Here is a 19956-nt window from a genome sequence, read left to right on the forward strand (position 1 = left end):
AAGTTGGGGAATTTAAGATTATTTCAACAGGCACAAAAAATTAGTAATAAAAAAGTGAGTTATTCATTGAGATAGCTCACTTTTTTATTTTTGTTTATTTTGTTCAATCGCATCTAACACTTGTTGGACACAAGCATCCATGTCCTTAAACACTTCATGTTTCTCCCAAAAACGTAAGACAGTATAACCCATTTCTTCTAATTTCTGATTCACTTCTTGATCTCTTTCCATATTGCGTTCTAATTTCGGTATCCAATATGAACGGTTCGTGTGGATTCTTTTTTGTTTAACATTTTCCCAATCATAACCATGCCAGAATTCCCCATCTACAAATACCATTACGTTATATTTAGTGATAGCGATATCTGGGGTGCCGGGTAGTTTCTTATAATTCTTAAAATAACGGAAACCTTGGTGCCATAAAGCTTTAGCAAGTTGTGTTTCAGCTTTGCCGCCTGTGCCTTTGATTTTAGACATCATCTTAGAACGATACGCTTTAGATTCTGTCATATAAATTCACCTCATACATATAAGACGTTCTATATTGATATTCCCGAAAAAGCCTGTTGTTATGCAGCATCACGCAGATAATAACATAAACATACAACGATGATATTTAATGCTTTTTCTAAAGGGTAGATACATAAAGTAAAGAAAATAATTATATGAAACAGAAGGAAGGGATAGTTTGAAACAACCATTCAAAGTTCTGAGAGATATTGTACATTTAATAACGCCGACAGTAGGGGGCACTTTGGTAGCAAAATATGTGACAAGCAATGCACGTCAAGTTTATCAAAAAGAAAAGAACCCGCCGCTTTCACCGCCAGGTATTACGTATCCCATTGTCTGGTCAGGTTTGTATCTTGCGATGGGCGTCGCATATATGATTGCACGTAACGCAAGTAAAGATAAATCTGTACCGATTTTACACTATACACAACTTGGTTTGAATTTCTTATGGTCTGTATTGTATTTCAAATATAAACTACGTGGAGCAGCAATGATTGAAAGTTATGCTTTATTCGCATCTGTTGTCGTCACGGCAGTCAATTTCTATAAAGCAGATAAACGCAGCGGCTTGTTAATGGTGCCTTATGCATTATGGTGTGCATTTGCGAGCTATCTTGCGACAGGAAGCTGGATTTTAAACAAAGATCAATAATTCATGTCATAATAAAAGTTGAAGGAAGTGAATCATATGGCAACAACATCAGTAATTTTAGGTGCCGGCGGTCAATTCGGCATGGCATGGGAAATCGGTTATTTAAGAGGTTTAGCTGAGAAAGGTTTAGACTTGAGAGATGCCGATGAATTTGTCGGAACATCTGCGGGTGCACAAGTGGGCACAGTTTTCGCATCAGAAGCAGACTGGGAAACAATATGGGAAGAACAACTAAACTATCAAAGAGAAGCTGAAAATCCATTAACGGATGATGATTTAGCAGATATCTTTGCGCAATTTGATCAATTAGAGAAAAATGCGCGTACTGTAGAAGAATGGATTGATGGTATGAGTCGGATGGCTATGCATCCTAAAGTAGATTTGCCTGAAACAGAACGACTCAATATGATCAGAAACAGCTTAGGCAATGCAGTTTCGGGCTGGACACCTAAAATCAAAATTGTAGTGACAGAAGTAGAAACAAATCAACGTCGTGTATTTGATGAAAACTCTGATGTACCGTTAGTTAAAGCTATTGCGGCGAGTGGCGCATTCCAAGGGGCTTATCCGACGATTCAACTGCATGATAAACACTATTATGATGGCGGTTCTTATTCTATGGATAATCCAGATGTCAGTGAAGCGGATAAAGTTGTGGTATTAGCTGCGAATTTACCAGTGAAAACACCTTATGCATTATCTGATTTAGTGGACCATATGCAAGAACGAGGTCAAAGTGTGTATACAGTCAAACCAGATAGCACTGTAATGAGTATTCTGGAAAAATATGATTATAATACAATGAATGGTGCATTGCGTAAGGAAGTAGCTGAAGCTGCACGCCAACAAGGGTATGAAGAAGCACAAGCGCTTAAAGCATTTTGGAACAAACAGTAACTTATAAAATTATGTATGTAAAAAGGACGGTTATCAAAGAATGAATAACCGTCCTTTAGTTTGCAATCAGGTGTATAACTTGATTGCTTTTAATATTTTCTTAAGAAATCTACATCTCTGTCATAATGTTTTCTGACAAGTTGTTGTTGCACGTCATTTAGAATATCTAAAATTAAATCAGTTTGATGTGCAAGAATACGGATACTGATACCATGTGTTGCAAGTTCAGTAATACCGATTCTGCAGTCTTCTTGTTTCGCATAAGGTGCCATAATCTCATAAAGTTCTTCAACTGTTTCTTTATTCGCATCTGGATGAATGAAATAACAAGACCCTAGATGAGAATATCCTTCCATATAACCTAAAGCATCAACACGATTTTTATTTGGATTCAACAACAAGTTATCGTAGACGACTAATTCACCGTCAACGAAAATTTCATTAAGCAGGTGAAGATAGTCATACGTAAAGTGCGCTTCATCTGGAGAATAACCAGGCGTTAAGATATCGGTATAAAACATTGCGCCGGTTTTAGCCAGATGATACTGATTATGCTGATAAAACTTTGCATCTTTATAAGCTATAATCGGATCGCCTACATATTCCATATAAGCGTTATCTTCAATCGTGAACGTTTGGTACTGTTCAACATGATCTTTCAATGTTTTGTAGATTTTTGTTGCACCTTGCGATGTGAGTGTCGTTGCCGCATTTTCTTTCACTTTAACATTTAAGCGATAACGGTCTCCATCTAAATAGCCGCCGCCGACATTAACAATATAGAATGTCGGGATATTTGAGCCATTTAAATAAATAGGGCGAATCACTTTTAATGCTTGTTCAAAAAAGATATCGCGTGCTACAGAACGTTCACCGTCATTAAAAACGGTGATATCTAACTGTCCTGTCCATTGCTTTTCTTCAGACATTACTCTAGTCCTTTAAGCAGCACATCACGTTCAATCCAGTTAATCACATTGTCTAAACCTTCTTCTGTTTTAAGGTTTGTGAATGTGAATGGACGATCACCACGGAAAGTACGTGTATCTTCAGCCATTTGGTCTAAAGATGCGCCGACATAAGGCGCTAAATCTGTTTTGTTGATGATGAAGAAATCAGATTTAATCATACCTTGTCCGCCTTTACGTGGGATTTTTTCACCTTGTGCAACGTCGATAATATAAATTGAGAAATCTACAAGTTCTGGACTGAATGTCGCAGCTAAGTTGTCGCCGCCTGATTCTACGAAAATCAATTCAATATCTTCATGACGTTCAACTAATTCATCAATTGCCGCAAAGTTCATTGAAGCATCTTCACGAATTGCTGTATGAGGGCAACCGCCAGTTTCAACTCCGATGATACGATCTGCAGGAAGTACGCCAGAATTTACTAAGATTTTTTCGTCTTCTTTTGTATAAATATCATTTGTAATAACACCGATGCTTAATTCTTTAGAAAGATGTTTTACTACTTTTTCTACAAGTTCGGTTTTACCTGCGCCTACAGGGCCGCCGACTCCGATTTTAATAGGTTGAGTCATAAGTCTTGCCTCCTAAGAAATAAAGATTCGTACATTCACTTTTTCATGTTCCATTTGATTGATTTCAAGTCCTGGTGCAGTGATGCCGAATTCAGATGCTTTAAGCTCAAAAATATGGTCGCGTGTTTGTTTCATAAAAGGAATCATCTGCGTCACAATACGTTGACCTGCAGTTTGTCCTAATGGAATGGCTCTGACCGCATTTTGAGTTAAAGATGAAACGTTTTGATATAAATAATAATCGATAATCATTTCAATATCGACACCGAGATAATGACCAAGCATTGTAAAGCAGATTGCTGGATGCAATTTCGCTTGTTTTGCTTGATATTGTTCGTGATACCAATGAATCCATTCACTATCGTAAAGTTCATCAGCTAGTTTCACCATACGTGTTCCCATTTGTTTGGTACCGACACGTGTTTCTCTCGGCATATTTTGAACAAATAATAAACGATCTAATTCTAATACTCTTTTTTCATCATTCTGATTCAGTGCTTCGTAAACGAAGCGCATCGCTAATCCATCCGCATATGTGAGTTGTTCACTTAAAAACAGTTTCAGCCATTCTTGGAAGGACTGTTCATCATGAACAGTCCCTCTTTGGATATAAGTTTCTAATCCGAATGAATGGCTGAAAGCACCTGTAGGGAATTGCGAATCGCAAAATTGAAACAAGCGTAAAGACGCATGATCAATCATGTGAATGTCCTATATGACGGAAGGCTTTGTTTACTTTGCGATCCTCACGTGAGTGGGGGATGCCTAATGATTTTAATAAATCTTCAACTAAATAATCGTATTGTACCAACATTTCATTTTCTGTGAATTGTGCAGGTAAATGACGGTTACCAAGCTGATGGGCAATATCTCCCATTTCTTGCAGTGAACGTGGTTTGATAACCAAAATATCTTCAGAATTGACATCAACCACGATACGGTTGTTGTCATCTTCATATAAGATATCGCCATACTGCAAGTCTACAGGGTTTTTTAAGCGGATTCCGATTTCATTACCGTGGTCAGTTTTGACACGTTGGATGCGTTTAACTAAATCAGAGTTTTCTAGATACACTTTTTCAGTGTGCTTTTGTTTTTCTTCAGGTGATAAATTGGCGATATTGCCAAGAATTTCTTCTACTATCATGAAAGCTTGCCTCCTAGAATAAGAAGTAACGTTGTGTTAATGGCAACTCTTTAGCAGGTTCGCTTGTGATTTTTTCGCCATCTACAAACACTTCATACGTTTGTGGATCTACGTCTAATTTTGGTGTTGCTGTATTGTTTTTCATATCTGTTTTACGTAGGTTACGGATATTTTTAACTGGACGGATTAAACGATGCAAGTTCAATTGACGTTGAATATCGTTCATATAAGCAATGTTTGATACGAATGTCATGTTTGTACCTGTCATGTTACCGCCAAGTTGACCGTACATTTTACGGAATTTAAGAGGTTCTGAGATTGGGATAGAACCATTTGCATCACCGTTGATTGCTGTACTGATCATTCCGCCTTTTAAGACAACATCAGGTTTTACCCCAAAGAATGCAGGCTCCCAAATTACAATATCCGCAAGTTTGCCAGGTTCAATTGAACCGACATATTCAGAGATACCGTGTGTAATCGCAGGGTTGATTGTGTATTTTGCGATATAACGTTTGATACGGTTGTTGTCATTGTATTCTGAGTCGCCATCTAAATAACCGCGTTGTTCTTTCATACGGTGTGCGACTTGCCATGTACGTGTGATAACTTCACCGACACGACCCATTGCTTGTGAGTCAGAGCTGACCATACTGAACACACCCATATCTTGTAATACGTCTTCCGCTGCAATTGTTTCTTTACGGATACGTGAATCAGCGAATGCTACGTCTTCAGGAATAGAAGCGTTCAAGTGGTGTGTAATCATAACCATATCTAAGTGCTCATCAATTGTATTTGTTGTGTAAGGTAGTGTTGGGTTAGTAGATGATGGAAGGACATTAGGATAGCTTGCTGATTTGATTAAGTCAGGCGCATGTCCGCCACCAGCACCTTCAGTGTGGTACATATGAATGACACGGTCTTTGATTGCTTTCATCGTATCTTCCATGAAGCCCGCTTCATTCAACGTATCTGCGTGTAATGCGATTTGAACATCATAATCATCAGCTACATCTAATGCATGACTTAGCGCAGATGGTGTTGCTCCCCAGTCCTCATGGACTTTCAAGCCGATTGCGCCAGCGTGGATTTGTTCAATTAATGCTGTGTGGTTATGTGCTTGTCCTTTACCAGTGAAACCAACGTTGACAGGTAGAGCCTCAGCTGCTTCTAACATACGGTGCATATGCCATGGACCCGGAGCAACCGTAGTGGCTTTAGAACCTTCAGAAGCACCAGTACCGCCGCCGATATGTGTTGTAACACCACTTTCAAGCGCAACCCATGATTGTTCAGGGTTAATAAAGTGTACGTGTGTATCAATACCGCCAGCTGTTACGATCTTACCTTCAGCTGAAATGATATCAGTGTTTGCACCGATAATGATATTAACGTTGTCCATAATATCAGGGTTACCAGCTTTACCATATCTCATGATATAGCCGTTTTTAATTCCGATATCTGCTTTGTATACTTTATCGTAATCAATAATAACTGCGTTTGTAATAACAGTATCTGCAACATTACGGTCATCACGTGTTGCGTTAGGGTTTTGAGCCATACCGTCACGCACAGATTTACCGCCGCCGAAAGTAGCTTCATCCCCATATGACGCATAGTCTTTTTCTACTCGTGCAAACAAGTTTGTATCAGCTAATCGAATAGAATCACCGACAGTCGGACCATATAAACTTGTATATTGAGATTGTGTCATTTTAAAGCTCATCGATCATACCCACTTTCTTTATTCGCATTTTTCATTCCTTCGTCGTCTTTAATACCAGCGTTCGGATGATTATCGTCTACACGGAAGACACGATCTTCATCAATCGGTCCATTAACCATTCCTCGGAATCCGTAAATACGACGATTACCGTTATATTCCACAAGTTGTACTTTCTTTTCATCCCCAGGTTCAAAGCGTACAGCTGCGCCAGCTGGAATATCTAAATGTTTACCATATGCTTTCTCTCTATCAAATTTTAAGCCATCATTTACTTCAAAAAAATGATAATGAGAACCGACTTGAATAGGGCGGTCTCCTATATTTTTAACAACGATTACTGTTTCAGTAGAATCAGTACCTTTATTTATTTCTATTTCAGTACGTTTTACTATAATTTCACCAGGTCTCATAATATATAATCCCCCTTTAAACAATCGGATGATGTATCGTAATTAATTTTGTGCCGTCAGGGAATGTAGCTTCAACTTCGATGTCTGTGATCATATCTGCTACACCTTCCATTACATCATCCTTATTTAAAATTTGTCTGCCGTAACTCATAAGGTCGGCAACGCTCTTACCATCTCTTGCACCTTCTAACATTTCGTAACTGATGATAGCTACCGCTTCAGGATAGTTTAATTTTAAACCGCGTTTTTGACGTCTGCGTGCAACGTCATTCGCAATAACCAACATCAATTTATCTTGTTCACGTTGAGTAAAATGCAAAGTAATCCCTTCTTTCATATATGTTAAATAATACTAATCCATTGTAAGACTCGACTTATCGATATACAAGAAATATATATTTGTGGTGCCAAATATAATTGCAAATTAACAAGTTAAGGCTTGAATGTACACTTTAATTAACCCAAGGGAGTTTTACCTTTTTTGGTACATTTTCAAACAAACGTTGTATTTTAATCTTAAAAAATTATAAATAGAGAGCAATAGGTTTTATTCGAAATCCTATTTTGTTAAAATTATAACTGTTTATAAATTTTGAGAAATCAGGTGAAGGATCGATGCGTCAATTAGTCGACGTTGTATTAAAGAATATTTCACAAGTATTATTGTTAAATAATGCTTGGACAGGGCTATTCATTTTAGCAGGTTTATTTGTAGCAAATTGGAAAGTAGGGCTAGCAGCATTGCTTTCTAGTTTGATTGCTTATGTATTAGCACCTTATACAAATTATTCCAAAGAAGAAATCAAAGAGGGGCTGGCTGGTTTTAATCCAGTGCTGACAGGTGTGGCTTTAACCATATTCTTAGTGCCAGACATTAAAGGTATTGGTATGACAGCACTTGCGGTTGTATTGACATTACCGCTTGGTGCCGCATTTCGTCATTTATTATCGCGTTTTGACTTGCCGATGTTGACCATGCCGTATGTGTTTATCAGTTGGATGTTTTTATTTATGTCCTTCCAATTCGAACACGTCAATGCTGGAGTTAATATTTTACCTTCTACGGTACGTGAGATTACATTTTCACATCACGCGATTAACGGTGTGATGACTTTCTTAGATGGCTTTAGTGAAATTTTCTTGGTGAAAAGTACAGTAGGGGGCTTATTAATACTGATTGGTATCTTTATTGCTTCTAAACGTGCAGGCATCTTCTCAGTCGTCGCAAATATTATCGGTGTTTTTGTGGTAATGTTATTTGGGGCGAACCATGATGATATAAATACAGGATTATATGGCTATAATGTTATCTTAGTAATATTGGCTTTAGGTGTTACCTTTAAAGAAACTTCAGTATTTAACAAATATTTAAGTATGTTATTTGGTATTTTTATCACAGTGGTTGTACATGCTGGTTTAGTGACTTGGTTAAAACCATTCGGCTTGCCAGTATTCACATTACCGTTCATCGTCGCAACATGGTTGATGTTGATGGCAGGTAAACCAAATGTGATGCCTGTTGAAAGCGAAACTGAAAATAAATAATATATAAAGAAAACGGCTTACACAACCTGTTTACTGTGTAAGCCGTTTTTTCATATTATTTAGATGCTGCTTGTTCGAGTTTTTCTTTTAAATCTTTACGCATGAATTCTAATGTGTAAGGGTCGTTGAACCAGTATGTTTTCGCATCTACTTTGATGACATGTCCTTCTTTAACTGCTGGAAGGTTTTTCCAAAGGTTTGTTTGAGTATAAGATGGTTCAGCTTTGCCGGCACGTGTTGATACAATATAGTCGCCTGCATATTCAGGGATTTTCTCTTGTTTTATTTCTGCCCAACCATCTTTTTTAACTAGTTCTTTTTGTTTTTCTGGCATTTGTAAGCCGAATGCTTGATAAATCACTTCACCGCCACGACCCCAGTTTGGACCGTAAGTATAAAGTTTTTTATCGAATTCATCTAATAATGAGATTGTTGAATCTTTACCGATTTTATCTTGAATCTCTTTACCATCTTTTTTAGTTTCTTTTTTCCAATCCTCTGTCCATTTTTTAGCTTCGTCTTCTTTACCTAACAATTTACCTAGTTCAATTTGTTGATCTAAGTACTTATGTTTTGCGTAGTCGAAAACTACAGTAGGAGCTGCTTTTTGATATTTCTTGATGTTTTTATCTGTTGAATAAACAATGATTAAATCTGGTTTTTGTTTGATTACTTTTTCAACATCTTCGCTGCCAGTGGCGCCGATTTTTTCAACACCTTTGAATTTTTCTTTTAAGATAGGGCTGTCATCGACTTGGCTGTTGACTGCTACAACGTTACCGCCTAATTTTTTTACACCGCCAGCGTATGTAGGTGCAACAACCGCAATACGTTTAGGTTCTTTCGGAATATCTACTTTCTTACCGTTATCCATTGTATATGAACGTGTTTCTTTTTTTGAATCTTTTTGATCACTGGATTGTTTACCGCATGCTGCAAGCACAAGGACTAACACAATCAGTGGGATGAGTAATTTTTTCATCTTTATATCTTCCTCCTAATTGAAAACGATTATCGTTTAGCGTTATTCAAAATTATAAAGGGTATTCGCAGAAAGCACAATATAAATTTCTAAATAAATCAACATTTATTATTTGTTTAAAATGAAAAACACTATGTTCGACTATTGAACATAGTGTTAAGTCACTAGAATAAGTTGAGTTCTGATTTGGCAATATTTGTGTAAGCCGCATCTTCCATTGGCGGATTATGCAGACCAGCACGCATGTCACGATAATAGCGTTGAAGCGGGCGATCCATTTCTAAACTTTTCGCACCGACAATGCGCATTGCTAAATCGATGACTTTCAAACCTTGATTCATTACTAAAATTTTACTTGCGGAAGTTTCATTCCAAACAGGTGCATCAGGGGCTTCATGATACGTACGGGCTGTAGACCATAAAAAGGCACGTGCTGAAAGTAATAACGACTCCATTTCACCGATTGATTGTTGGACAGTCGGAAGATGTCCGATAGGGTAATCAATACTATTTGGCTGATGTGTTTTGGCGAAGTCTTTCGCATAATCTGCCGCAGCTTGTGCAATACCTAAATACACACTTGGGATATGCAGAATCCAACCGTTCGGTCCTTTTGAACCGCCCGCAACTTCTACAAAGTTTTCTTGTGGTATATGCACATCTTCTAATACCAGGTCATGGCTTTCAGTCGCACGCATGCCGACCACATTCCAAGTTTCAGCAACAGACACTCCAGGCGTTTCTTTTTCAACTAAGAAGAAACCGAATTGGTTTGTGGCTTCATTGTAGCCGCTGACTAAGAAATGGGTTAAAGCTGGCAACATTGAAGTAAAAGTTTTAACGCCGTTTAAAACATATTCTGAACCTGAGCGTTTAGCGTGTGTTGAAGGTTTGCCGCCACGTGTCGGACTTCCAGTATCCGCTTCACTCACCGCTCTATTAATCAACGCACCTTCTTGAATAGCTTGTGCTAATTGATCGAGTAGGTGAGGCTCCCATTTTTGTTCTTCAAATATTTGTCCTGCAGTACTTAAATGCCAACCGATAGATAAAGCTGTGGCACCATCAATAGAACCTAAATAACTTTGGATGATAACCATATCTTCAATTGTCGCACCTTCACCGCCATAAGCTTTCGGCAAGGTTAATAAGGTATAACCTTCTTTAACGAGCCAATCAATATTCTCGTGAGGGAAGCGGCTATGCGCATCATTGTATGCTGCATGTGCTTGAAATTCGTCTTTGACTGATTGTAATTTTGTTAACCATTTACGTTGAATCTCTGTATGAATTAATCCTGATTCTAACAATGTCATTCCTCCTGACGTTTGTTGCCTTGTTAAGTTTAGTGTATCACTCGGAATAGAGAGTTGGTAGTTTTTAGCGGTCTGCATTTGTTTTACGAGAAAAGCTAGACATCATACAATTAAATTTCTGGTTAAATGCTTACTTTACATTTGTTGTGAATTTCAATTTAATAAGTAATATACATAAATTTTGGAGGTAGAACATGAAACAAATATATTTCAACCACGATGGCGGTGTAGATGATTTAGTGTCTCTCTTTTTATTACTACAGATGGAAGATGTTGAATTAATCGGTGTCAGCGCAATTGGTGCTGACAGTTATGTAGAACCCGCAGTGAGTGCGTCTATTAAAATCATTAACCGCTTTTCAGATAGAGATTTAAAAGTTGCCGCATCATCACAAAGAGGGAAGAATCCATTTCCTAAAGAATGGCGTATGCATGCCTTTTTTGTAGATGCATTACCAGTATTGAATGAATCACGTACTGAACAACGAGCATCGCAATCAGAACTTGAAGCATATGAAGATATAATAGAAAAATTAGAAGCGAGTAAGAAACCAGTAACCTTGTTATTTACTGGACCTTTAACAGACTTAGCTAAAGCATTAGAGGTTGCTCCGCATATCACAGAAAAAATTGAACGCTTAGTATGGATGGGGGGAACATTCTTAACGAAAGGTAATGTTGAAGAACCTGAACATGATGGAACTGCAGAATGGAATGCCTTTTGGGATCCAGAAGCAGTCGCAACGGTTTTTGATACAGATATTGCGATTGATATGGTTGCGTTAGAAAGTACAAATAAAGTGCCGTTAACAATTGATGTCAGACAAATGTGGGCAGATCAACGTGATATTTTAGGTGTAGATTTCTTAGGTGTTTGTTATGCTGCAGTTCCGCCATTAACGCATTTTGTGACGAACTCTACGTATTTCTTATGGGATGTCTTAACAACAGCTTCTGTTGGAAAACCTGAGTTAGTACATGTTGAAGAAGTACAAACAGAAGTGATTACAAAAGGACCGAGTCAAGGACGAACTAAACGTGTTCAAGAGGGCGGCCGTACAATCAGATTAGTCGATGATGTGCACAGAGATGCATTCTTTGACTACATGACAAACCTTGCCGCAAAGGTTCGTGTCTAGACGTGTAAAATTATACAAATAAATGTTAACTTATCGTAAATTAAAGTTAACATATGTGATATAATCTTCCATGTAAGATTTTGAGGAGGTTATATTATGACAACAAAACATATCACATTTACTGCGATTATGACAGCTATTATCGCATTGCTTGGTCTGATTCCACCTATTCCGCTTCCATTCATGCCAGTACCGATTGTCTTGCAGAATGTCGGTATTTTTCTAGCAGGTATTCTTTTAGGCAAAAAGTATGGTACATTAAGCGTAATTGTATTTTTAATTTTAGCAGCGTGCGGTTTACCTGTACTATCAGGCGGTCGTGGCGGTATAGGAGTTTTTGCTGGTCCATCAGCAGGTTTCTTATTCTTATATCCAGTCGTCGCTTTCTTAATTGGGTATGCGCGCGATAAATCTATAGAACGAATCAATTTCGGTCGTTTATTTTTACCTACATTAATTGCGGGTGTCTTATTATTAGACATTGTCGGCACATTAATTATGGGCGTGATTACTCATATGCCATTATCAAAAGCATTCTTTTTATCATTTGTCTTTATGCCGGGGGATATTATTAAAGCGATTATCGCATGCTTAATCGGTGCAGCATTATTGAATCACACACGCTTTAAACAATTGATTCGTTTCTGAGGTAGCAGAAAGAGGGATAAAGATGGGGCCGCTATCCATGCGATTAATTGATCAACCTGGAACGATTGCTTATGAAGATGAACAAAAGACGATTTATTTAACACCACAAGAACCTTTAACGTATTATACGAATAAATGGGTATATCATGACATGCCGACGTTTGAAACTTGGTTAGAAGGTGTCAAAACACAAACACACGCACATCTCAAACAAGAGAGCCGCCATTTGGCATTTACTTTTCCAGAAAACACACCTTTAGATTCCACGTTTCGTACATATTTTGAACGAGAAAATTTTGATGTTGTGTTGTTAGAAATGTATGCGATCGAAGCACATGAGCTTGCAGGTGACATTCCAGATGGTTTAGATATCCGTTTTGTCGATATTTATCATTTGGATGATTATTTGAAAATCTGTCGTTATTTTTCACTGGATTACGGTAAAGACTACGCAGACGAAGTGGTTAAAACTTTAAGACAACAATTTGAAGGCGCAACGAATGTGAAGCGGGTGATTGCTTATAAAGATAATCAACCAGTCGGCACATTAGATATGATTGAATCAGAAGAAACGATTGAAATCGATAGTTTCGGTGTGATCAAAGAAATGCGTGGACAAGGAATCGGACGTGCTATGCAGGGATATGTCGCAAATTATGCCAAGCATAAACCTTTGATTTTAATCGCAGACGGTGAAGATACTGCTAAGGAAATGTATATTAAACAAGGCTATACCTTCATCAGTTATTGTTATAGTGTGATAAAAGAGAATATATAAGCAAACAAAAAAGCTGTGTTTCACAAGTTAATCTTGTGAGGACACAGCTTTTATTCGTTCTGGGTGACTATAAATATTGAAGTTGCCATCTCTGATAAATCCAATGGCTGTTATGTTTAAGTCATTCGCAAGCGTCACAGCTAACGTAGTCGGTGCGGATTTAGAAAGAATAACACCAACTCCGATTTTAGCCGCTTTAATCAGAATTTCTGATGAAATACGACCGCTGAAAATTAAGACTTTGTCTCGAACAGGAATATGACGTTCAATACAGAAACCATATAACTTATCGAGTGCGTTATGTCGACCGATATCTTGACGGTGTTCAAAGAAAGCATCACCGTCGCTGATGGCCGCGTTATGCAAGCCGCCTGTACGTTTGAACAGTTTACTTGCAGTTTGTAGTCTCGTCATCATATTGATGACCTGTTGAGGTGTGAGTGTGATATTCGACAATGACGTCTTAGCCACCGCCGCATCATTTTGGAAATAAAACTCACGACTTTTACCGCAACATGAAGCAATCATGCGCTTGGTTGAATACTCGAAACGATCCCCTAAGTCTTTCGTTAATTCAACATGTGCAAACCCCTTGCTGTCATCTATTTGAATCGATTTCAATTCACTGCGTTTTAAAATTGCACCTTCAGACGCTAAAAAGCCCAGCACCAATTCTTCCATGTGGTCTGGACTGCAGATGACGGTTGCAAATTCTTCGCCATTAACCATGACAGTTAATGGAAATTCTGTAACATAACTATCAGTTGTTTCAAATAATTCTCCATCTTCAAAGCGGACAATTGTCTGATTCGTTAAAACATCTTTATCTTTATTCATATGCATGACTCCTTAATTTAACAATATACTACATCACTTCAATTTACAAAAAAGATTTGCATGAAATGTTTCATTATTTAAAATGAAAAGTTGTACAAGTAAACAGAGCATAGTAAACTTAAAGTAAACAAAAGAGAGGTGTCAATTATGGCAAGTATTAGAGATATCGCAAAACAAGCGGGTGTCAGTCCAGGTACAGTGTCGCGTGTACTTAATGAAGATCCGACATTGTCTGTAGCCGACAGTACAAGAACTCGTATTTTAAATACCGCAAAAGAACTTGAATATCACAAAGCAGAACGTGTAAATCGCCAAGTTCAAATCATTACTTATGCGTCTCGTAGACGAGAAATGGCTGACCCGTTTCATCGTGAATTGCGTTTAGCAATAGAGTCTGAAATTAAGAAATTAAATTTAACATTAAAGAAGACACTTAGAATTGAAACAGGATTTAAAAAACAAGATTTACAAGATGTGAAAAAAGCAGGTGCAGTGTTAGTCATCGGTAATTTCTCATTGGATGCTTTAAAAGAAATTTATCGCCATAACCCTAATATTGTAGTGATTAATAATAAGCAAGTTCCTGATTATATCGATGCAGTGTACTCTGATCTAGAACAAGCCATGTATCAGCTGCTGAATCAAATCAGGGACATTTATCATGATGCACATATCGCTTACTATGGAGGCATACGCGAAGAACGTAATTTAGATGGGAAAGAAGCGTATGAAAATGATGCAAGATATCACGCATATCTTTCTTGGTGTCAACAACATGATGAGATACCGAATGGCAATTTAATCGGTTGGGAACGAGAAGATGGTTTTGAAGCGATAACAGAAGCAGACACTATCCCAGATGTGTTGATAGCGGGTAATGATATGGTCGCAATTGGTCTAATTCAAGGCCTCCAACAAAGAGGTGTCACAATCCCTAAAGATGCTGGAGTTATCGGATTTAATGACTTAGATGTAAATCAATATGTAACACCATCATTGACGAGTGTGCGTATTGATATCGAGCAGTTTGGTAAAAGTGCTGTCTTAATGGCAAAAGAACGTATTCAAAAAACACGTCAGTCTGCCATGCATATTGTGATACAAACGAAACAAATAGAGCGACAATCTTTTTCTTTTAAGAACCAATGAAAGTGTTGACAAAACATATAGTAAACAAATAAACTTTAATTGTGTTTACTAATAAATTTACCTTGTGAGAGGAGTTATATTATGTTGGCATCTATGCAAACGCAATTTGAAAAGCATTTTGAAACAAAGCCAGATGTTGCCGCATTCGCACCAGGACGTATTAATTTGATCGGAGAGCATACAGATTATAATGGCGGTTATGTATTCCCAGCTGCTATTGAATTAGGCACATACGGTTTAGCACGTAAACGTGAAGATCGTACGATTCGTTTTTACTCTTTGAACTTTGAAGAAAAAGGTATTATTTCATTTTCATTAGATGATTTAGATTACAATGCTGACCATAGTTGGGCGAACTATCCAAAAGGCATGGTTAAGTTTTTAATTGAAGCGGGTTATAAAATTGACTCAGGATTTGATGTCATCGTTGAAGGTAACATTCCAAACGGTGCAAGCTTATCTTCTTCAGCTTCTATTGAAATGCTGACAGGTTGGTTAATGAAGCAACTCTTTAACTTAGATGTAGAGCGCTTAGAATTAATTCAACTTGGACGTAAAGTAGAAAATAAATTTATCGGTGTCAATTCAGGTATTATGGACCAGTTCATTGTGGGTATGGGTCAAAAGGATCAAGCGATTTTATTAGATACGCATACGTTAGAGTATCATTATGTTCCAACTGAATTCGGAGATTACACGATTTCTATTATGAATACGAATAAGCGTCGTGAATTAGCAGAATCTAAATATAATGAACGGTTAGAAGAATGTCAGAAAGCATTAGCGTTACTTCAACAAGAATTGGATATTGAAGCGTTAGGACATTTAGACGTTGAAACGTTCGAAAAATATGCGCATTTAATTGAAGATGAAACGATACGTTGTCGTGCACGTCACGCAGTTACTGAAAACGCACGTGTTAAAGAAGCGTATGATGCTTTAGCGCAATCAGACTTTGAACGCTTTGGTGAATTATTAAACCAAAGCCATGCTTCATTGAAGGATGATTATGAAGTGACGGGCACAGAGCTAGATACTTTAGCAGAATCTGCACAAAATGTTGATGGAGTCCTTGGTGCACGTATGACAGGTGCAGGATTCGCAGGATGTGCGATTGCTTTAGTTCATCAATCAAAAGTTAAAGATTTAGAAGATGAAGTCTCTCGTATTTATACAGACAAGATTGGTTATGCGCCATCGTTTTACCATGTCAATATCGGTGACGGCGTGAAAACAATCGAACTTTAAGGAGGAAAATCATGTCAGTTTTAGTATTAGGCGGTGCTGGTTATATCGGCAGCCATGCAGCGCATCAATTGATAGATGCTGGTTATGATGTCGCGGTGGTGGATAATTTAGGAACAGGTCATAGAGGTGCCGTGCCTAAAGCAGCACGTTTTTATGAAGGAGATATCCGTGACAGCGAATTCTTAAATCAAGTGTTCGCAACGGAAAATGTTGAAGGTGTCTTCCATTTTTGTGCTTATTCATTAGTTGGAGAATCGGTAGAGAAACCTTTAGATTATTTCAATAATAACGTCTATGGTATGCAAGTGTTGCTTGAAGTGATGAAAGCACATGATGTGAATGATATTGTCTTTTCTTCAACAGCAGCAGTTTATGGTGAACCAGATGTTGTCCCGATTACAGAGGATGCGAAAAAAGCACCGACCAACCCTTATGGCGAAAGTAAATTGATGATGGAAAAAGTGATGCATTGGTGCCATAACGCATATGGTATGAACTATGCAGCATTACGTTACTTCAACGTCGCAGGTGCACGTGAAGACGGTACGATTGGTGAAGATCATAATCCGGAAACACATTTAATTCCCATTGTATTAGAAGCAGCGTTAGGACAACGAGATGCGATTACGATATTCGGTGTAGATTATGATACAGAAGATGGTTCATGTGTCAGAGATTATTTACATGTCACAGATTTAATTGAAGCGCATATTTTAGCGTATCGTTACTTAAAAGATGGCGGTGAGAGCGGCGCATTCAACTTAGGCAGCAGTCAAGGTTACTCTGTTATTGAAATTGTGGAAGCAGCACGCCAAGCGACTGGTGAAAAGATTAAATCAGAAATCGGCAAACGTCGTGCAGGTGATCCAAGTAAATTAATCGCTTCAAGTGATAAAGCACGTAACGTGTTAGGCTGGGAGCCGAAACATGATGATATTCATGAAATTATTGAAACTGCTTGGCATTGGCACCGCGCACATCCGAATGGCTACGAAGATAAATAAAAAGGGAGGCCGTATCATGAAGCTGAATCAACAGCTGATACAACGCTTTATTTCATATGCAGTAGAATATGGGGACTTTGAAAAGGAAGATGCTTTCTATATTCAAAACCTAGTGCTAGAGATTACACAAGCAGAAGATATCGAACATGAGGAGAGAGATATCTCAGAACTTGATACACCGAATGCGATTGCACAACACTGGATTAATCGAATGATTGAACATCACTTAATAGAAGATGCGGTATATCAAAAAGAAATGGTTGAAACGAAACTATTAGATTTAATCACACCGAAACCTTCAACTATTAATCGCAACTTTAGACAGTTGTATCAAGACAGCCCGGAGAAAGCGACGCAATATTTATATGATATTTGTATGCGCAACCACTATATTAAGGCAGATGCCATCGCACAAAATATTCATTTCTATACACCAACGAACTATGGTGACTTAGAAATTACAATTAATATGTCTAAACCTGAAAAAGATGCGAAAGAAATTGCGGCAGCAAGAGAAGCAAAACAAACAAGTTATCCTTTATGTGCGTTATGTATGGAAAATGAAGGTTACCAAGGTTCTGTAACCCAAGCAGCACGTCGTAATCACCGAATTGCGCGTATTAAGTTAGATGGAGAAGACTGGGGATTCCAATTTTCACCATACGCTTATTTCCCAGAACATAGTATCGTATTATCTGCACAACATGTGCCAATGAAGATCGGACGACAAACTTTTGTGAATCTATTAGACTTTGTGAAGCAATTTCCGCACTATTTTGCGGGATCTAATGCGGACTTGCCGATTGTAGGCGGTTCAATCTTGTCTCACAATCATTACCAAACAGGGCGCCACACTTTCCCGATGGATAATGCGACAGAAATAGAACGTTTTACTATTGATGATTATCCTGAAGTAGAAGCGGTGTTGTTAGATTGGCCGATGAGTGTAATCCGTTTAAAAGGTAATAATCAAGCACAACTCATTGATGCGGCAGAACATATTTTCAATCAATGGAATGCGTACAGTGATGAAAGTGTTCAAGTCAAAGCACAAAGTGAGGCGGGCGAACGTCATCATACCATCACACCGATTGCACGTTACCGTCAAGAAACAGGTCGTTTTGAATTAGATTTAGTACTAAGAGACAATCAAACATCAGAAGATTATCCAGATGGTATTTTCCATCCGCACCAAGATGTACAACACATTAAAAAAGAAAACATCGGTTTAATCGAAGTGATGGGAACTGCGATTTTACCAGCACGTTTAAAACATGAGCTTAAACAAGTCGAACAATATGTTTTAGGTGAAACTGATATAGATTTAGGTGTGCATCAAGATTTCGCAGATGAACTAAAAGAGAAACATCAATTTACACCTGAAAATGCTGAAGGTATTGTTTTAGATGCTGTAGGTCAGAAATTCAAACGTGTTTTAGAAGATGCAGGTGTGTTTAAACGTGATACTGAAGGCTTAGAAGCCTTTAAACGTTTTGTTCAAACTTTATAATTATAATCAAAAGGTCAATGTCATATTGGCCTTTTTTCTTGTGCGAATACAAAAGATAATGGTTAAATTCAAATTGGAATTTATGGACCGAAAGCGTATAATCGAGAGTGAATTAATCATTTTTAGGAGGCTTCTTCAAGATGAAGTTGAAATACTTTGCGGTTATACTGTTGAGCGTCTGCTTAGTTGTTGTTGGATGTTCAAATGATAAAAAAGAAACAAACAGTAATCAAAAAGAAAATACTTTACATGTCGCAGCTGCCGCAAGTTTAACGGATGTGACGAAAGATTTAGAAACAGCATTTAAGAAAAAACATTCAGATGTTGATATTACATTTAACTACGGCGGATCAGGATCGTTAAGACAACAAATTGAAAAAGGTGCACCTGTTGATGTGTTTATGTCAGCCAACACAAAAGATGTCCAAGCGTTAAAAGATAAGAAGAAAGCTGATAACACTTATGATTATGCGCGAAATCAACTTGTATTAATTGGTGAACAAGGCACTGATTTAAAATCAGTCAAAGATTTAAAAGATGGACAAAAACTTGCGATAGGCGAAGTGAACTCTGTACCTGCAGGTAAATACGCAGAAGGTTACTTAAAAGACAATGGATTATACAGCAGCGTTAAAGATCATCTTGTCTTTGCGAAAGATGTCCGTCAAGACTTGAATTATGTGGAAAAAGGGAACGCGCAACTCGGTTTTGTTTATAAAACGGATTTATATAAAAACAAAACTAAAAATGATAAAGTAAAAGAAATCGAATCGGTGAAATTAAAACAACCGATTGTTTATGAAGCCGGAACAACATCTGATAATAAGACAGCGAAAGCTTGGATTGAGTTCTTAAAATCAGATGAAGCGAAACAAATCTTAAAAGATTATCAATTTGAAGCGTAGGAGG

At 37.7% G+C, this 19956-nt stretch carries 22 protein-coding genes; 11 read left to right on the forward strand and 11 right to left on the reverse strand.

All coding sequences use genetic code 11. The annotated features are described in order from the left end of the window. Positions 1-84: 84 nt before the first annotated feature. Positions 85-510 (reverse strand): very short patch repair endonuclease, encoded by a 426-nt coding sequence (locus KRR19_RS02605; RefSeq protein WP_156666520.1) that lies wholly within the window; start codon positions 508-510, stop codon positions 85-87. 178 nt (positions 511-688) lie between these two features. Between KRR19_RS02605 and KRR19_RS02610 the strand changes: the two genes are divergently transcribed. Together KRR19_RS02610 and KRR19_RS02615 are read left to right on the forward strand one after the other, a co-directional pair. Further along, entirely contained in the window at positions 689-1165 is a 477-nt protein-coding gene (locus KRR19_RS02610; protein WP_216733419.1) for a TspO/MBR family protein, read from the forward strand. 36 nt (positions 1166-1201) lie between these two features. Continuing rightward, positions 1202-2062, forward strand: coding sequence for a patatin-like phospholipase family protein (locus tag KRR19_RS02615; protein WP_216733420.1), 861 nt, complete (start codon positions 1202-1204; stop codon positions 2060-2062). 89 nt (positions 2063-2151) lie between these two features. Here KRR19_RS02615 and KRR19_RS02620 read toward each other — a convergent pair whose 3' ends face one another. From KRR19_RS02620 to KRR19_RS02650, 7 genes are read right to left on the reverse strand one after another with little or no spacing between them, the layout of a single operon-like run. Next, positions 2152-2991: an urease accessory protein UreD gene (locus KRR19_RS02620; protein WP_105978578.1), complete on the reverse strand. Its 840-nt coding sequence runs from the start codon at positions 2989-2991 to the stop codon at positions 2152-2154. Continuing rightward, a complete protein-coding gene (gene ureG, locus KRR19_RS02625; protein WP_002479624.1) occupies positions 2991-3605 on the reverse strand; it encodes an urease accessory protein UreG in 615 nt (204 codons plus the stop codon). Before ureG ends, KRR19_RS02620 begins: the two co-directional genes overlap by 1 nt. Positions 3606-3617: 12 nt before the next feature. Further along, on the reverse strand, positions 3618-4307 hold the full coding sequence (locus tag KRR19_RS02630; protein WP_002479623.1) for an urease accessory protein UreF: 690 nt from the start codon (positions 4305-4307) through the stop codon (positions 3618-3620). Continuing rightward, a complete protein-coding gene (gene ureE, locus KRR19_RS02635) occupies positions 4300-4752 on the reverse strand; it encodes an urease accessory protein UreE (RefSeq protein WP_060803651.1) in 453 nt (150 codons plus the stop codon). Before ureE ends, KRR19_RS02630 begins: the two co-directional genes overlap by 8 nt. Before the next feature lie 13 nt (positions 4753-4765). Continuing rightward, positions 4766-6481, reverse strand: coding sequence for an urease subunit alpha (ureC, locus tag KRR19_RS02640; RefSeq protein ID WP_216733421.1), 1716 nt, complete (start codon positions 6479-6481; stop codon positions 4766-4768). Next, positions 6478-6891 carry an urease subunit beta gene (locus KRR19_RS02645; RefSeq protein ID WP_057509904.1) on the reverse strand — a complete coding sequence of 138 codons (414 nt, stop codon included), beginning with the start codon at positions 6889-6891 and terminating at the stop codon, positions 6478-6480. The genes ureC and KRR19_RS02645 overlap by 4 nt, the downstream gene beginning before the upstream one ends. A gap of 16 nt (positions 6892-6907) precedes the next feature. Then, the gene (locus KRR19_RS02650; RefSeq protein ID WP_002479619.1) at positions 6908-7210 is read right to left on the reverse strand and encodes an urease subunit gamma; all 303 of its coding nucleotides are present in this window, start codon (positions 7208-7210) and stop codon (positions 6908-6910) included. A gap of 296 nt (positions 7211-7506) precedes the next feature. Between KRR19_RS02650 and yut the strand changes: the two genes are divergently transcribed. Further along, a complete protein-coding gene (gene yut, locus KRR19_RS02655) occupies positions 7507-8436 on the forward strand; it encodes an urea transporter (RefSeq protein ID WP_002479618.1) in 930 nt (309 codons plus the stop codon). A gap of 55 nt (positions 8437-8491) precedes the next feature. Here the strand turns inward: yut and KRR19_RS02660 are convergent, their stop codons facing one another. Beyond that, a complete protein-coding gene (locus tag KRR19_RS02660; RefSeq protein WP_002479617.1) occupies positions 8492-9418 on the reverse strand; it encodes an iron-hydroxamate ABC transporter substrate-binding protein in 927 nt (308 codons plus the stop codon). A gap of 164 nt (positions 9419-9582) precedes the next feature. After that, positions 9583-10728, reverse strand: a complete 1146-nt coding sequence (locus KRR19_RS02665; RefSeq protein WP_216733422.1) for an acyl-CoA dehydrogenase family protein — start codon at positions 10726-10728, stop codon at positions 9583-9585. Between the two features lie 200 nt (positions 10729-10928). Here KRR19_RS02665 and KRR19_RS02670 point away from each other — a divergent pair, with 200 nt between their 5' ends. The 3 genes from KRR19_RS02670 (at position 10929) to KRR19_RS02680 (ending at position 13299) form a co-directional block, all read left to right on the forward strand. Beyond that, on the forward strand, positions 10929-11873 hold the full coding sequence (locus KRR19_RS02670; protein WP_002479615.1) for a nucleoside hydrolase: 945 nt from the start codon (positions 10929-10931) through the stop codon (positions 11871-11873). A gap of 96 nt (positions 11874-11969) precedes the next feature. After that, complete coding sequence (locus KRR19_RS02675; RefSeq protein ID WP_002479614.1) at positions 11970-12521, forward strand: biotin transporter BioY; 552 nt, start codon at positions 11970-11972, stop codon at positions 12519-12521. A 22-nt stretch (positions 12522-12543) separates the two neighbouring features. Beyond that, complete coding sequence (locus tag KRR19_RS02680) at positions 12544-13299, forward strand: GNAT family N-acetyltransferase (protein ID WP_216733423.1); 756 nt, start codon at positions 12544-12546, stop codon at positions 13297-13299. A gap of 27 nt (positions 13300-13326) precedes the next feature. Here KRR19_RS02680 and fdhD read toward each other — a convergent pair whose 3' ends face one another. Beyond that, the gene (fdhD, locus tag KRR19_RS02685) at positions 13327-14136 is read right to left on the reverse strand and encodes a formate dehydrogenase accessory sulfurtransferase FdhD (protein WP_023014998.1); all 810 of its coding nucleotides are present in this window, start codon (positions 14134-14136) and stop codon (positions 13327-13329) included. A 147-nt stretch (positions 14137-14283) separates the two neighbouring features. Between fdhD and KRR19_RS02690 the strand changes: the two genes are divergently transcribed. From KRR19_RS02690 to modA, 5 genes are all read left to right on the forward strand, one after another. Beyond that, positions 14284-15285 carry a LacI family DNA-binding transcriptional regulator gene (locus tag KRR19_RS02690; RefSeq protein ID WP_216733424.1) on the forward strand — a complete coding sequence of 334 codons (1002 nt, stop codon included), beginning with the start codon at positions 14284-14286 and terminating at the stop codon, positions 15283-15285. 81 nt (positions 15286-15366) lie between these two features. Beyond that, positions 15367-16533, forward strand: coding sequence for a galactokinase (locus KRR19_RS02695; RefSeq protein WP_156666525.1), 1167 nt, complete (start codon positions 15367-15369; stop codon positions 16531-16533). An 11-nt stretch (positions 16534-16544) separates the two neighbouring features. Further along, positions 16545-17537: a UDP-glucose 4-epimerase GalE gene (gene galE / locus KRR19_RS02700; protein WP_156666526.1), complete on the forward strand. Its 993-nt coding sequence runs from the start codon at positions 16545-16547 to the stop codon at positions 17535-17537. A gap of 16 nt (positions 17538-17553) precedes the next feature. Then, positions 17554-19047: a UDP-glucose--hexose-1-phosphate uridylyltransferase gene (gene galT / locus KRR19_RS02705; protein WP_156666527.1), complete on the forward strand. Its 1494-nt coding sequence runs from the start codon at positions 17554-17556 to the stop codon at positions 19045-19047. Between the two features lie 140 nt (positions 19048-19187). After that, positions 19188-19952 carry a molybdate ABC transporter substrate-binding protein gene (gene modA, locus KRR19_RS02710; RefSeq protein ID WP_216733425.1) on the forward strand — a complete coding sequence of 255 codons (765 nt, stop codon included), beginning with the start codon at positions 19188-19190 and terminating at the stop codon, positions 19950-19952. The last annotated feature ends 4 nt before the right edge of the window (positions 19953-19956 follow it).

Origin of the sequence: Staphylococcus sp. CWZ226 (assembly GCF_018986355.1) — a bacterium.
Lineage (GTDB): Bacteria > Bacillota > Bacilli > Staphylococcales > Staphylococcaceae > Staphylococcus > Staphylococcus simulans.

Bases quoted from the DNA above. Each gene is read 5' to 3' on its own strand.
- KRR19_RS02605 (WP_156666520.1), bottom strand. From the start codon at position 510: ATGACAGAATCTAAAGCGTATCGTTCTAAGATGATGTCTAAAATCAAA.
- KRR19_RS02615 (WP_216733420.1), top strand. From the start codon at position 1,202: ATGGCAACAACATCAGTAATTTTAGGTGCCGGCGGTCAATTCGGCATG.
- KRR19_RS02620 (WP_105978578.1), bottom strand. From the start codon at position 2,991: ATGTCTGAAGAAAAGCAATGGACAGGACAGTTAGATATCACCGTTTTT.
- ureG (WP_002479624.1), bottom strand. From the start codon at position 3,605: ATGACTCAACCTATTAAAATCGGAGTCGGCGGCCCTGTAGGCGCAGGT.
- KRR19_RS02630 (WP_002479623.1), bottom strand. From the start codon at position 4,307: ATGATTGATCATGCGTCTTTACGCTTGTTTCAATTTTGCGATTCGCAA.
- ureE (WP_060803651.1), bottom strand. From the start codon at position 4,752: ATGATAGTAGAAGAAATTCTTGGCAATATCGCCAATTTATCACCTGAA.
- ureC (WP_216733421.1), bottom strand. From the start codon at position 6,481: ATGAGCTTTAAAATGACACAATCTCAATATACAAGTTTATATGGTCCG.
- KRR19_RS02645 (WP_057509904.1), bottom strand. From the start codon at position 6,891: ATGAGACCTGGTGAAATTATAGTAAAACGTACTGAAATAGAAATAAAT.
- yut (WP_002479618.1), top strand. From the start codon at position 7,507: ATGCGTCAATTAGTCGACGTTGTATTAAAGAATATTTCACAAGTATTA.
- KRR19_RS02660 (WP_002479617.1), bottom strand. From the start codon at position 9,418: ATGAAAAAATTACTCATCCCACTGATTGTGTTAGTCCTTGTGCTTGCA.
- KRR19_RS02670 (WP_002479615.1), top strand. From the start codon at position 10,929: ATGAAACAAATATATTTCAACCACGATGGCGGTGTAGATGATTTAGTG.
- KRR19_RS02675 (WP_002479614.1), top strand. From the start codon at position 11,970: ATGACAACAAAACATATCACATTTACTGCGATTATGACAGCTATTATC.
- KRR19_RS02680 (WP_216733423.1), top strand. From the start codon at position 12,544: ATGGGGCCGCTATCCATGCGATTAATTGATCAACCTGGAACGATTGCT.
- fdhD (WP_023014998.1), bottom strand. From the start codon at position 14,136: ATGAATAAAGATAAAGATGTTTTAACGAATCAGACAATTGTCCGCTTT.
- KRR19_RS02690 (WP_216733424.1), top strand. From the start codon at position 14,284: ATGGCAAGTATTAGAGATATCGCAAAACAAGCGGGTGTCAGTCCAGGT.
- KRR19_RS02695 (WP_156666525.1), top strand. From the start codon at position 15,367: ATGTTGGCATCTATGCAAACGCAATTTGAAAAGCATTTTGAAACAAAG.
- galE (WP_156666526.1), top strand. From the start codon at position 16,545: ATGTCAGTTTTAGTATTAGGCGGTGCTGGTTATATCGGCAGCCATGCA.
- galT (WP_156666527.1), top strand. From the start codon at position 17,554: ATGAAGCTGAATCAACAGCTGATACAACGCTTTATTTCATATGCAGTA.
- modA (WP_216733425.1), top strand. From the start codon at position 19,188: ATGAAGTTGAAATACTTTGCGGTTATACTGTTGAGCGTCTGCTTAGTT.